At 61.0% G+C, this 12,688-nt stretch carries 13 protein-coding genes; 6 read left to right on the plus strand and 7 right to left on the minus strand.

Annotated features, from left to right (window positions below):
• The first annotated feature begins 64 nt into the window (after window positions 1–64).
• Together KMAL_RS16835 and KMAL_RS17760 are read left to right on the plus strand one after the other, a co-directional pair.
• Window positions 65–403: a hypothetical protein gene (locus KMAL_RS16835; RefSeq protein WP_146044128.1), complete on the plus strand. Its 339-nt coding sequence runs from the start codon at window positions 65–67 to the stop codon at window positions 401–403.
• On the plus strand, window positions 393–1,058 hold the full coding sequence (locus KMAL_RS17760; RefSeq protein WP_110093864.1) for a cold-shock protein: 666 nt from the start codon (window positions 393–395) through the stop codon (window positions 1,056–1,058). Before KMAL_RS16835 ends, KMAL_RS17760 begins: the two co-directional genes overlap by 11 nt.
• Window positions 1,059–1,177: 119 nt before the next feature.
• Here the strand turns inward: KMAL_RS17760 and smpB are convergent, their stop codons facing one another.
• The 4 genes from smpB to KMAL_RS00875 form a co-directional block, all read right to left on the minus strand.
• Window positions 1,178–1,675, minus strand: coding sequence for an SsrA-binding protein SmpB (gene smpB, locus KMAL_RS00860; RefSeq protein ID WP_110093865.1), 498 nt, complete (start codon window positions 1,673–1,675; stop codon window positions 1,178–1,180).
• 3 nt (window positions 1,676–1,678) lie between these two features.
• Window positions 1,679–2,569, minus strand: a complete 891-nt coding sequence (gene dapA / locus KMAL_RS00865; RefSeq protein WP_180999703.1) for a 4-hydroxy-tetrahydrodipicolinate synthase — start codon at window positions 2,567–2,569, stop codon at window positions 1,679–1,681.
• 163 nt (window positions 2,570–2,732) lie between these two features.
• Window positions 2,733–3,629: a prephenate dehydratase gene (locus KMAL_RS00870; protein WP_110093867.1), complete on the minus strand. Its 897-nt coding sequence runs from the start codon at window positions 3,627–3,629 to the stop codon at window positions 2,733–2,735.
• Entirely contained in the window at window positions 3,626–4,372 is a 747-nt protein-coding gene (locus tag KMAL_RS00875; RefSeq protein WP_110093868.1) for a 3-deoxy-manno-octulosonate cytidylyltransferase, read from the minus strand. Before KMAL_RS00875 ends, KMAL_RS00870 begins: the two co-directional genes overlap by 4 nt.
• Window positions 4,373–4,507: 135 nt before the next feature.
• Between KMAL_RS00875 and KMAL_RS00880 the strand changes: the two genes are divergently transcribed.
• The 3 genes from KMAL_RS00880 (at window position 4,508) to serA (ending at window position 7,192) form a co-directional block, all read left to right on the plus strand.
• Entirely contained in the window at window positions 4,508–5,017 is a 510-nt protein-coding gene (locus KMAL_RS00880; RefSeq protein ID WP_110093869.1) for a c-type cytochrome, read from the plus strand.
• Window positions 5,017–5,811, plus strand: a complete 795-nt coding sequence (locus tag KMAL_RS00885) for an inositol monophosphatase family protein (RefSeq protein WP_110093870.1) — start codon at window positions 5,017–5,019, stop codon at window positions 5,809–5,811. The genes KMAL_RS00880 and KMAL_RS00885 overlap by 1 nt, the downstream gene beginning before the upstream one ends.
• A gap of 115 nt (window positions 5,812–5,926) precedes the next feature.
• On the plus strand, window positions 5,927–7,192 hold the full coding sequence (gene serA, locus KMAL_RS00890) for a phosphoglycerate dehydrogenase (RefSeq protein ID WP_110093871.1): 1,266 nt from the start codon (window positions 5,927–5,929) through the stop codon (window positions 7,190–7,192).
• Window positions 7,193–7,714: 522 nt separating this feature from the next.
• On the opposite strand, the gene KMAL_RS00895 is transcribed toward serA, so the two are convergent.
• Window positions 7,715–9,715, minus strand: coding sequence for a M1 family metallopeptidase (locus KMAL_RS00895; protein ID WP_110093872.1), 2,001 nt, complete (start codon window positions 9,713–9,715; stop codon window positions 7,715–7,717).
• Between the two features lie 646 nt (window positions 9,716–10,361).
• Between KMAL_RS00895 and trhA the strand changes: the two genes are divergently transcribed.
• A complete protein-coding gene (gene trhA, locus KMAL_RS00900) occupies window positions 10,362–11,018 on the plus strand; it encodes a PAQR family membrane homeostasis protein TrhA (RefSeq protein ID WP_110093873.1) in 657 nt (218 codons plus the stop codon).
• Window positions 11,019–11,028: 10 nt separating this feature from the next.
• Here the strand turns inward: trhA and KMAL_RS00905 are convergent, their stop codons facing one another.
• Together KMAL_RS00905 and KMAL_RS00910 are read right to left on the minus strand one after the other, a co-directional pair.
• Window positions 11,029–11,871 (minus strand): SDR family NAD(P)-dependent oxidoreductase, encoded by an 843-nt coding sequence (locus KMAL_RS00905; protein ID WP_110093874.1) that lies wholly within the window; start codon window positions 11,869–11,871, stop codon window positions 11,029–11,031.
• Window positions 11,872–11,988: 117 nt separating this feature from the next.
• Entirely contained in the window at window positions 11,989–12,642 is a 654-nt protein-coding gene (locus KMAL_RS00910; protein WP_110093875.1) for a DedA family protein, read from the minus strand.
• Between the last annotated feature and the right edge of the window lie 46 nt (window positions 12,643–12,688).

Here is a 12,688-nt window from a genome sequence, read left to right on the forward strand (position 1 = left end):
CAGCGGGCATGCGCCAGGGGCATATCCCGTGGGCCGCAGTCCCTGGCTGCTGGTAACGTGGGACATGCCCGCATGGTGGCAGCGGGCGCGGACATGGGCCTGGAAACGTCCCCGCGCCCGCTGGCGGCATCTGGCCTGCGTCACGCTGGTCACAAAAATGTTTGAACGTGAAAAATGCTGTGGAATCCCGTCGCAGGAATATGCTTTAGATATTGGTGATACCGATGCGATTCATGCTAGGGTCAAAGACAGGACGGAGAAATGTTTCCCGGCGGCCCGCCTGACCCGCGGTAATGCCAGACAGGCAAAACTCTATTCTGCGAACAAAGCGTTTCCATATCGGCGGCTTCCCGTGACCGGGACCCGCCACCTAGACCTCGGGATTACGACCGTTGAGAAGTAACAGGACCGACCGCAGCTCCCGCTCCCCGCGCCGCGGCGGATTTGACGATGATTTCATGTCGGCACCGTCATTCAATGACCGCGCCAGCGCTCCCCGTCGCCCCTTTCCCGGCAGCGGAGGTCCGCAGATCGTCGCATCCGGGCCGGAGATTGGTGCCACTGTCAAGTGGTTCAATAGCGAAAAGGGATTCGGCTTTGTCGAACTGTCGGATGGATCGGGTGACGTGTTCCTGCATGCCAATGCACTGAACCCCACCGGTTTCGAGACGGTGTCCCCCGGCAGCACGCTTGTCGTGCGCATCGGTCAGGGCCCGAAGGGCCGTCAGGTCGCCGCCGTGGTGTCCGTTGACGAAAGCACCGCGCAGCCGGAACGCCCCCGTGGGTTCGGTGGACCGCGCGCCGGCGGGTTCTCCCGCTCTGGCCGCCCCGCCCCCGACCTGTCGCAGGCGCAGGACATGCGTGGCGTCGTGAAGTGGTACAACGCCACGAAGGGCTTTGGCTTCATCACGCCCGAAAGCGGTGGCAAGGACATCTTCGTGCATGCTTCCGCACTGGAGCGTTCGGGCCTGACCAGCCTGTCGGAAGGCCAGACGGCCAACGTGCAGGTGGTCGAAGGCCAGAAGGGCCCCGAGGCTGCTGCGATCAGCGTTGACTGATTGCCGGATGGCATGATGGCGACATCATGCCGCCTGACCTTCAAGGAAGCGGGGCGTCCCATGTCGGGACGCCCCGTTTTTTATGGGGTTTCCAATGATGGCGGCGGTGGGGGAGGTGATCAGTCCTCGCGCCCCTTGTTGCGCATCAGGCGCGCCTTGTCGCGCTGCCAGTCACGTTCGGCGATGGCATGCCGCTTGTCGGCTTTCTTGCGGCCCTCCCCTATACCAAGGGTCAGCTTGGCCAGGCCACGGCTGTTGAAATGGATATCAAGCGGCACAAGGGTCACGCCATTGCGCGCGCTTTCGCCCAGCAGACGGTCGATCTGCTTGCCATGCAACAGCAGCTTGCGCGGCGCACGCGGCTCGAACCGGGACAGGACCCCGCCCTGATATTCGGGGATGTAGCTGTTGAACAGCCACAGTTCCCCATCGCGTTCGGCGGCATAGGCTTCGGTAATGGTGGCACGCCCCATCCGCAGGCTCTTGACCTCCGGCCCCTTCAGGACCAGCCCGGCCTCGAGCGTTTCGAGAATGGTGTAGTTGAAGCGGCCCTTGCGGTTCTGCGCGGCGATGCCGGTGGAGATCATCCCGCTGCCGTTTTTCTGTTTTGCTGCCATGGGTCAGTCCAGCAGTCCCGCCGCCGACATGGCATCCTTCACGCGCGCGCGGGAGGCATCACTCAGCGGGGCGAGCGGCAGGCGGCAGGTTTCCCCCATCAGTCCGAGCACGCTGGCTGCGAATTTGACCGGGACCGGGTTGCTTTCGCAGAACAGGGCGTCATGCAGCGGGAAAAGCCGGTCATGCCGTTCCATCGCGTCCATCACGCGCCCGTCGTTCCAGGCCGCCTGGATTTCAGCGCACTGGGCCGGCGCGACGTTCGAGGTCACGCTGATGCAGCCATCGCCACCGGAGGCAAGGAACGCAACCGCCGTGCCGTCCTCGCCCGAAAGCTGGTTGAACGGCTTGCCCACCGTGCGTCGCGTCTGCAGCGGACGCAGCAGGTTGGCCGTCGCGTCCTTTACGCCGATGATGTTGGGATGCTTCGCCAGTCGCGCCATGGTTTCGACGGAGATGTCGATCACGGAACGGGCCGGGATGTTGTACAGGATGACCGGGATCGAGATGGCGTCGGCAACCGCCATGAAATGACGGTACACCCCTTCCTGCGTGGGCTTGTTGTAATAGGGTGTCACCACCAGCACGGCGGCAGCGCCTGCGGATTGCGCATGCTGGGCCATCTTTATGGCTTCCGCCGTGCTGTTGGACCCTGCGCCCGCCAGAACCGGCACGCGGCCATTGGCCGTCTTGATGGTGAATTCGACCACCTGGGCATGTTCATCATGTGACAGGGTCGGGCTTTCCCCGGTGGTGCCCACGGGCACCAGCGCGGACGTTCCCTGCTGGATCTGCCAGTCGATGAAGCGCCCCATGGAGGGCAGGTCAAGCGACCCGTCCTGGTTCATTGGCGTAATCAGGGCGGTAATGGAACCCTTGAACATGGTTGTTTCCACTTGGTTGGGCAGGTCCTGTCTGCTGGCGCCGGGGCCGGGTTGAAGGGGCAGCAGGCCTGTTTTGTCTCGGTTCAGGGACGGGGGACGCGCCCGCCCGCTATGGTCCCCTGATATGGGTATGATGTGCGCGGATGGCAAAGCATGCGCATGCGGAACGGTTCTGTCATTTCATGACGGGCGTTCCAGAAGCGGTGGCAGGCGCCGTATCCGCAGGGGCGGCATCCCTGTGTCGGAACGGGGATGCGGGATAGACACCCAGCACGCTCACCTGTTCCGCGAAGAAGGACAGTTCACGCAATGCGGCCGCCAGCGCGGGGTCGTGGGGATGGCCTTCCACGTCGAGCAGGAACTGTGTCGCAGCAAAGGAACCGTCGAGCATGTAGCTCTCCAGCCGCGTCATGTTGATTCCATTGGTCGCAAACCCGCCAAGCACCTTGTAAAGCGCGCCGGGCTGGTTGCTGACACGGAACAGCACGGTGGTCATGCAGTCATCCATGCGTGCCGGCAGGTCGGGCGGCGTGCGCGCGGCGATATAGAAGCGCGTCGTGTTATGGGCCGCGTCCTCCACATTGCGGCGCAGGATCACCAGACCATTCAGGTCGGCGGCCAGCGCCGACGCCACGGCAAGGTCTTCGCGGCGTCCCCATTCACGCACCAGTTCGGCAGCGCCTGCCGTATCGAACTCCACCACCGGCTTGAGACCCGTTTCCCTGATCAGGCCACGTATCTGCGCCATGGCGACGGGATGGGTATGCACCCGCTGCGCGTCATGCAGGGTCGCGCCGGGGACGCCCATCAGGCAGTGTTCGATGCGCAGGAAATGCTCGCCCACGATGAACAGGTCGGACTGCGGCAGCAGGGCATGGATGTCTGGCACCCGCCCTGCCAGGCTGTTTTCACAGGCCAGCATCGCGGCATCCGCCCGGCCCTCATGCACGGCGGCGATGGCACCCGCAAAGGTTTCGCATGGCAGGGTTGTCCATCCGGGGCGTGCCTGCCGGCAGGCCAGGTCGGAATAGGCCCCGAACGTCCCCTGGAAGGCGATGATACCCTTTGTCATGCCCGTGCCCCATCCATCGTGGCGGCCATGCGCGCACGTTCAAGGTCGGCGGGCGTGTCCACCCCGAACGGAGCCTGCGCGATCCGTGCGCAGCCGATATGCATCCCTGCCTCCAGCGCACGCAGTTGTTCCAGCCGTTCACGGCGCTCCAGTGGGGATTCCGGGTTGCTGACGAACTGCCGCAAGGCCGCGCGACGATAGGCATAGATGCCGACATGGTGCCACAACGGTCCCTGCCCCCACGGGATGGCCACGCGGGAAAAATACAGCGCGCGTGCGGTGTCGGCACCTTCGTGAAAGGCGCAGGCCACCTTTACCACGGATTCTGCCGCGGCTTCGGGGGCGTCCTGCACCGGGGCGACCAGCGTTGCGATGTCGGTCCGCGCGTCGTGCAGCGGCAGCAGGACCGTGCGCAGGATGTCTGGCATGACGCCCGGCAGGTCGCCCTGCAGGTTGACGACCGTGTCATGTTTTCCGGCCGGATCGACCCGTTCCAGCGCCTGCCACACGCGGTCGGACCCTGATGGCAGGTCGGGATCGGTCATGACGGGATGGCCGCCGGCCTGCTCCACGGCCTGCGCCACGGCAGCGTCACAGACGGCGACGGCCACCGGGCCGATATCGGCCCGCATGGCGCGTTCAAGGACGTGCGCGATCATCGGGCGTCCGGCGATTTCCGCCAGTGGTTTTCCGGGCAGGCGTGACGACGCCATGCGGGCCGGTATTATGACAATCGGGTTCATGAAATCTGGTTTTGGCCCATCGGTTCATCAAGGCGACACGAAACGTGCGGGCTTGTGACTGCTTCACACACGCTGCGCGGCAGTCTAGGTAATGAAGCAAACTCATGCAACCGCGCACGAAAGGCGTCCTTATCCATGAACAGCATGCGGCTTAACCAGATGGGAGCAGCGTTCCTGATTGCAGCGGTGGCGCTTGGTGGAAGCTGGGCGGCGGGCAGCCTGCTCGTGCCGCACCGTGCCGCGGCGCAGAGTGCCGTTCCCATGCCGCAATCCACGCCCGACGATGGGCAGGACCCGCCGATCGAGACACTGCTGGCGCATGCGGATGCGGCCAAGGGGCATGAAATCGCCGACCACCAGTGCGGGATGTGTCACAGCTTTGCCCCGCATGGCCCGTCCGTCATCGGGCCCGACCTGTTTGGCGTCATGGGCACGCATATCGGTGACATCCCCGATTATGAATTCTCCGACGCCCTGAGCGCGCACAAGAAGGATGTGTGGACCCCTGCCCTGCTGTCGGAATGGATCAAGAAGCCCGACGCCTTTGCACCCGGCACGAAGATGGCCTTCCCCGGCATTGCCTCGGCCACGGACCGGGCCAACGTGGTTGCCTTCATCCAGACCCTTGTCGAAGAGAAGAACTGATGGCCGATCCGCTGGCGCACAAGGCGCAGTTCATTGCAGCGGCACAGGCGGCGGCCGATGTCGCCGCCTGTATCGTGCGCCCGTTTTTCCGGGCCGGGGTCCCCGCCGATGACAAGGCGGACCAGAGCCCGGTGACGATTGCCGATCGCACCGCCGAACGTGCGATCCGCGCCGTCATTGGCGAACGCCTGCCCCATCACGGGATCATGGGGGAGGAATTCGGCATCGAACGGCCCGATGCCGCCTATCGCTGGGTCATCGACCCGGTGGACGGGACGCGGGCCTTCCTGACGGGGCGCCCGACCTTTGGCACGCTGATCGCGCTGCTGCATGAAGGCGTGCCGGTGCTGGGCATCATTGACCAGCCGGTTACCGGGGAACGCTGGATCGGCGTGCGCGGGGAGCCCACGCGCTATCTCTCGCGCCTTGCGGGACAGGCGGGGACGCGCCCGTGCCCGGCGCTGGATCGTGCCGAACTGTCATGCACATCGCCCGAAATACTGGAAGGGTCACATCGCGCGCGCTGGGATGCCCTGTCGCGCGCCGTCAAGCGCGTCAGTTGGGGGGGCGACTGCTATGCCTATGGCCTGCTCGCACTGGGACAGGTGGATGTCATCGCCGAATGTACCATGAAGCCGTGGGACTGGGCCGCCCTTGTCCCCGTGGTGGAGGGGGCTGGTGGTTCCATGACCGACTGGGCGGGACAGCCTCTCCGGCTTGATGGGGATGGAACTGTCCTTGCGCTGGGAAATCCCGCCCTCCTGCCGCAGGCCTGCCGCCTGCTGGCGAAATAGCGTATTTTCGGGGTTTTCCGCCCTGCCTCCCCTGCCCCGGCCTCATTCCGCCCTAGCCACGCGCCAAGCAATCGGATAGGGCATCCCTTTGATCGAACAAGCGTGAGTACCCGACATGACTCATCCCTCCGCCGGCCATCTTTCCCTGTCCAAGGACAAGATCCGTATCCTTCTGCTCGAAGGCGTGCATGACAGCGCCGTCGCGCTGCTCAAGGAAAACGGGTACGAGAACGTCACCCGTCTCAAGACCGCGCTGGAAGGCGAGGCCCTGCGCAAGGCGCTGGAGGGCGTGCATATCGTCGGTATCCGTTCACGCACGCAGCTGACGCGCGAAGTCATCGAGGGGGCCGATCGCCTGATCGCCATCGGCTGCTTCTGCATCGGCACCAACCAGGTGGATCTGGTCGCCGCGCGTGAAAGCGGTATCCCCGTCTTCAACGCGCCGTTCAGCAACACCCGTTCCGTCGCCGAACTGGTGATGGGCGAGATCGTCATGCTGATGCGCCGGATCTTCCCTAAGTCGGTCGAATGTCATGCGGGCGTATGGAAGAAGTCGGCCACCAATAGCTGGGAAGTGCGTGGCAAGACGCTGGGCATCGTGGGGTATGGCTCCATCGGGTCGCAGCTTTCCGTGCTGGCCGAGGCGTTCGGCATGCGGGTTTTCTACTATGACGTGATCGACAAGCTGGTGCATGGCAATGCCCATCCTGTCGCCACGCTGGAAGAACTGCTGGGCCTGAGCGATGTCGTCAGCCTGCATGTGCCCCAGACGCCGGAGACGGCAAACATGATTGGCGAGGCGCAGATCCGTGCGATGAAGCCCGGATCGTTCCTTATCAATAATGCGCGCGGCAATGTGGTGGACCTCGACGCGCTTGCGGCGGCCCTGAAGGATGGCCACCTGCTGGGTGCCGCGATCGATGTGTTCCCCAAGGAGCCGAAGGCTGCGGGCGAAAGCCTCGAGACGCCGCTGCGTGGGCTGGAAAATGTCATTCTGACCCCGCATATCGGTGGTTCCACCGCAGAGGCGCAGGAGCGTATCGGCCAGGAAGTCGCCCGCAAGCTGCTGGATTATTCGGACATTGGCTCCACGCTGGGGGCGGTCAATTTTCCTACCGTGCAGTTGCCGGAAAACCCGCACGGCACGCGGTTCATGCACGTCCACACCAACGCGCCGGGCGTGATGCTGCAGATCAACGAGATCTTCTCCCGCGAGGACTGCAACGTCACGGCCCAGTACCTGCAGACTGCGGGTGAACTTGGCTACGTGGTGGTCGAGGCCGATACCGGGGGGGATGTGGAAAAGGACAACCGCATCCTTGGCAAGCTGCGTGACCTCAAGGGGACGATCCGTGCCCGCCTGCTGTACCAGCAGCGCTGAGATCCCTGCATTGCACTCAATGGAATTGGGGGTACGCGCAGGCGTGCCCCTTTTTCTTTTGGGAGGATTGATGTTCTTTTAAAAAAAGAACCGAAACGCGCCTGTATTACGTTTTAAATATTTTCCAAATACGTAGGAAATCTCTGAAATTCCAAAAAGTTTTTGGTGAAGCTTTTTTCAAAAAGCTTCGAAGGATGCCCCCTTGTCAGCCCATCACTTCGGACAGATGGGACAGCAACCGATCGAACCCGCGTCCCCGGCCGGAGACGCGACAATGGAGCAGCATGGCGTTCCAAGGTGGAAGGGGTCGGAAGATTGCCAGATATATGGGATGACCGAGGAATTTTCCCGGTGTGGCGCATACGATCCGGTGAGCCACGGGGAACTTGATTCCCCATGTTCAGGGGCTGGCATTTCAGCGAAACAATGGCAAAAAGGGAGCCACGTTTCCGTTGCCCCCTTTTTCACCCCTGTTCAATCAACTGACGTGCGATAAAATTTACGCTGTCCCGCCCGCCCCGCTCATGGCGCGCGCAGGCTGTTGTCGTGGCGGTCGATGTCGGGAATGGCGTGGTCGGGATCCAGCGTAACCGTTCGCAACACGCCACGGGTCCTGACCGGCAGGTCGATGGCGGTGTGCTGATACCATGCTTCCGTCGGGATGACCTGTCGCGTGGTGGTGCCATCGGCATAGGTGAGCAGCATCGTCACCGGAATGGGCAGGCTGCCCTTGTTCTGCACGGTGACCTGATAACCGTCAGCGGTGGCATGGATGCCGGTGCAGGCATAATCCGGGGCACGGTTTTCGAAATACCAGCCCCGCCAGAACCACGACAGGTCCTCCCCTGTTTCGCTGCTCATGAAACGGAAGAAATCCGACGGTGTGGGATGATGGTAGGCCCAGACGTCGATATAATGCCGGAAAGCGCGATCAAAGCGTTCCGGACCGACAATCTGTTCACGCAGCAGCTTGAGGCCGTAGGCTCCCTTGAAATAGGTCACCGGATGGCGATAGCGCTCCTGCACCAGGTCGGAGGGCACCATCAGCGGCGGCGCATCCTTGTCACGCAGGAGGGGGACAATATCATCCGCCGGCACGCCCGTCTGCGGGGCGAACTCATTGTCTTTCTTGGGGGCGAATTCCCCATGGTTGAAATGATCGGACGCATAGGCGTCGATAAAGGTGTTGAAGCCTTCATCCATGAAGGCGTTGCGCCGCTCATTAGAGCCGACGATCATGGGGAACCAGCCGTGCCCGAGTTCGTGCGTGGTGATCCAGAACAGTTGCGGCCCGTGGTCCTTCATGCCGTCAAAGACGATGCCGGGATATTCCATCCCTGCCCCATGCCCCCCAAGGTTGATCGCGTTCTGCCACGGATAGGGGTACCACTGTTCGGAAAAATATTCGATTGCGTGCTTCACGTATTCGGTGGAGCGGTCCCACCCGTCCGGCCCCACGCCTTCGACCGGATAGACGGACATGGCGAGGTGCGGCCCCTTCGTCACGCCGCGGGTGGCGGGCAGGTTCATCCGGGCAGCATCCCAGATGAACGCGGGGGATGCGGCAAACGCCACGTCACGCGTGTTTTCCATGCGGAAATGCCATGTCATGTCCCCATGGTCATGACGGTGGCTGGCCGGGTCCGTCACATCCTGCGCGGTGCGGATCAGGACGCGCGTGTCGCTGTGGGCTGCCTGTGACAGGCGCTTGCGTTCTGTTGCGGTCAGGACGGTATCGGGATTGAGCAGCGTGCCGGAACCCGCAACGGTGTAATTCCATGGCACGGTCACACGATAATCGATATTTCCGTATTCAAGATAGAATTCCTGCGCCAGATAGGGCGCCGTGTCCCATCCCCGGATGTCATCATAGACCGCCATGCGCGGATACCATTGAGCGATTTCATAAATGTCCCCATTTTTGCTGGGGGTTACCGAAGTACGTCCACCCCATGGACCGGGGATGACATACTGCCACGTCACATGGATGCGCATCTTCCCGCCCTTCCCCCGAAGGGTAGTGGGCAGGCGCAGTTGCATGCGCGTGTCACTGATGATCGGGGTGAGTTCCCTTTTGCTTCCCCCATATTCCACAACGACCTTCTGGATCTGTACGCCATTGGTGCGTGGGGCGGAAAACCGGTCTGAAGCAAACTGGGCCCGTGAATCGGGTTTATATTCGTTCTGTTCCAGATTCAGCCAGATGACATCAAGTCCGTCGGGGCTGTTGTTGGTATAGGTAATGGTTTCCTGGCCCGAAAGGCTTTTCGTATCCGGGTGTATTGTCGCGTCGATGGAATAATCGGCACGATTCTGCCAGAACGCCTGCCCCGGAACCCCGGCGGCCGAACGGAAAGCCGTGGGCCGGTCCGGCATCGGTTGTGGCATGAAAACGTCAGGTGCCCGTGCAGCCTGTCCCGGGGGAAGGGTCGTGGCGGCCCATCCGGACGTGACGCAGGCAAGGGAGGCCACACCCCCCAGGATCAGGGCTCGGTATCCTTTGGTATCGGGACGGAAACTCATGAATGTGGAAACCTTTTCCTCTGCGCGGTCATTTCTGGTGGATCATGCCAACATGAACGTAACCCGTCATCATGAAGACGGTCAATTCGGTTCACATGCGTCATGATCCTCCTGACGGGAAAGGGTTTTCACCATCATGCAGCAAAGAGACATGTCATGACGATGCCTGCGTGACCTTCTGGAAAACATCAAGCCCGTCATCGTCGTATTCCACCATGACGATGTTCGGGGTATTCTGAATGGCATCAAGAAAGTCTTTCCTTTTATTTTTACGTCGGCATACTTTTCCGGGTTCTGATTAATAATTATGGAATTATCGCGAATGGAAACGCTGACCTCATCCTGAAGATTGATGCCATCACCCTCGAAGATGGCGATCAGTGCATCGTCATCATTTGAAATCGTAATAATTTCTTAGATAAGAATTTCTTGTGACATGACCTTCTGTCCTGTTCGCTGTAATGTCTATATTTTTACGATATACTTGTATTCAGGACATTTATAATATTCCGTAATTGGAATGTTTGTGGCACGATACATATGAAATATACGCGGTGGTAGGATCATGCCCCTGCGTCCTTTTCATTCATGCACTGCATGGCTGACGCGTTCCCGAACGGGACGTCTTTGCGATATAACCGCACGCATGACAGCCAAAGCCCGCTTCCCCTCCTATACCCTGCTGGAACGTATTGCCGACCTAGCGGTCCATGTCGTGGGGGTCGTCATCATGGTTGCGGGGGCGGCGTGGCTTGGGGCGTCGGTACCGCATGATGCTTCTTGGGCGGCACGGCAGTCCGTCTTTCTTTACGGAACCTGCCTGATCCTCGTATGCATCTGTTCGGCTGCGTATAATTTCTGTCCGGCCTGCCGCCTCAAAGGAGGATTGCAGCGCGTTGACCAGGCCATGATTTTTGTCGCCATTGCCAGTACCTATACGCCCTTCATCATCATTGGCGGACGCGGGGGGCTCAGCCTTGGATTTTGCGGACTGTTATGGGGCGCCGCCCTTGCCGGGATGTGCATGAAGCTGTTCTGGTTTGAAAAAAGCCAGAAATATCCCGTTTTCCCCTATCTGGCGGTAGCATGGATGTTCTTTCTGTGCCCGGACCCGGTTTTCTGGCACCTGCCTTTTCAGGTGGTCGCGCTGATTATTCTGGGGCTTGTCTTCTATTGTATCGGCACGGTCTTCTATAATCATGAAGACCTGCCTTTTTCCAATGCGCTGTGGCATGTCATGGTGGTCTGCGGGGCATCCACCCACATCTATGCCGCGCGGCGCATGATCGATACGATTGCCTGACCGGACTGTATCAGGGCGGCGTTGTCCCTGTTCCATTACGATGTTCGCGCAGGTATTTCCGTCGGCCCTTTTCCCCCATCCACAGCATGATCGGCAGGAGTTTCTGCCACAATGCAGGGAAGATCAGCAGCAGTTGTCCGAAAATCCCGTCGGATGACGGGACGAACACATCCTTCCCCCGCTGGCGCAGGGCACGCAGAATCAGCGTCGCGATCTGCTGCGGCGGTACCGGCAGGGTCACGAAATTGATGGCGGACCCACCGTTCTGCATTTCCTTCTGCAGCATGGGGGTATCCACCGCGCCCGGGAAGATGGAGGAGACGTGGATGCCCCGTGAACGGACTTCCTCACGCAGGGAAAGGGCAAATCCACGCAGGCCGAATTTCGTGGCGGCATAGACACTGCTGCCGCCAAGCGGAACAATCGCGGCCATCGAATTGACAAACACGACATGCCCACCCCGCGGCATGAGGTCGAGCAACCATGTCGTCAGCATGATGGGGGTCTGCAGGTTGACCGTCACCTGTTCCCGGACCGCCCTGTCATCCAGGTCGGAGGCAGCCTGTGGCACGATCACCCCTGCGCAGTGGATGAGCGCCCGCACAGGCGCGCCAAGTGCGCGGATTCGGTCTGTTGCCGAACTGATGGCCTGTGGGTCCCCAAGGTCGCAGCGGATGTTGGTCACATCGGGGGAATGTTCCAGTGTCGGCACGCTTCCCTGCCGTGTCAGCGCAATTACATGATAGCCCGCAGCCAGCAGGCCATCGATGACAAGGCGCCCGATCCCCCCTGCCCCGCCGGTAATCACCGCCAGCGGGTGTTGTGTTGAATCTGGTGGAAACGGAGCCGTCATAAGAGTCTCGCGAACGGTAAGATTGTGATTATTTTCAACCTGATATGCATCTGGCTCATGTTACCTGACGTAACATAAAGTCATCATGACGTCGAAGATAAATCGTAATCGGTATTTTCACGGGATCTTTTGCGAAGGCTTGTCCGGATCGTTGCCGTTCATGTCGTCGCGGGCTTCCTGCATGGCCTTTGCCGTCAGGCGCTTTTCATTGCGGCGCAGGAAAATGGCCGATCCCCCTACTCCGACGACAACGCCGATGACGCCGATGACACTCGCGGGGCCTGAAAGCTGCATGATCTTGTGCCCGAGATAGTAGGTCAGCATGGCATAGCCGCCAGCCCAGCAGATGCCGCCGGCCGCGTTGAATATCATGAAACGTGGCCATGTCATGTGATTCGCCCCGGCAAGCAGCGCCACGAACACACGCACAACGGCGATAAAGCGGCCAAAGAAGACGATTTCACTGCCATGGCGGCGGAACAGGAACCGCCCGAGCATAAGCCGGTCCGGCGTCAGCCCGATCCGCGTGCCATAGCGCTGCAGCAGCGGGATCCCCACCGTGCGCCCGATGACATAGCCGATATTGTCGCCAATGACCGCGCCCGCAATGGCCGCGACGGCCACCCAGCCGATAGCCATATGATGTGTCGCCGCGCAGTAAAGCGAGGCGGAAATGATCAGCGTTTCCGCCGGCAGGGGCAGGCCCATGCTTTCCAGCATGACGATCAGGGTGATGACGCCATATCCATAGTGCTGGAACAGATATTCCATGTGGTGAAGCAGCTTACAATCTCCTTGCGCACCCTGCGCGGAGCAT

The sequence above is a fragment of the Novacetimonas maltaceti genome, from assembly GCF_002906255.1.
Classification (GTDB): domain Bacteria; phylum Pseudomonadota; class Alphaproteobacteria; order Acetobacterales; family Acetobacteraceae; genus Novacetimonas; species Novacetimonas maltaceti.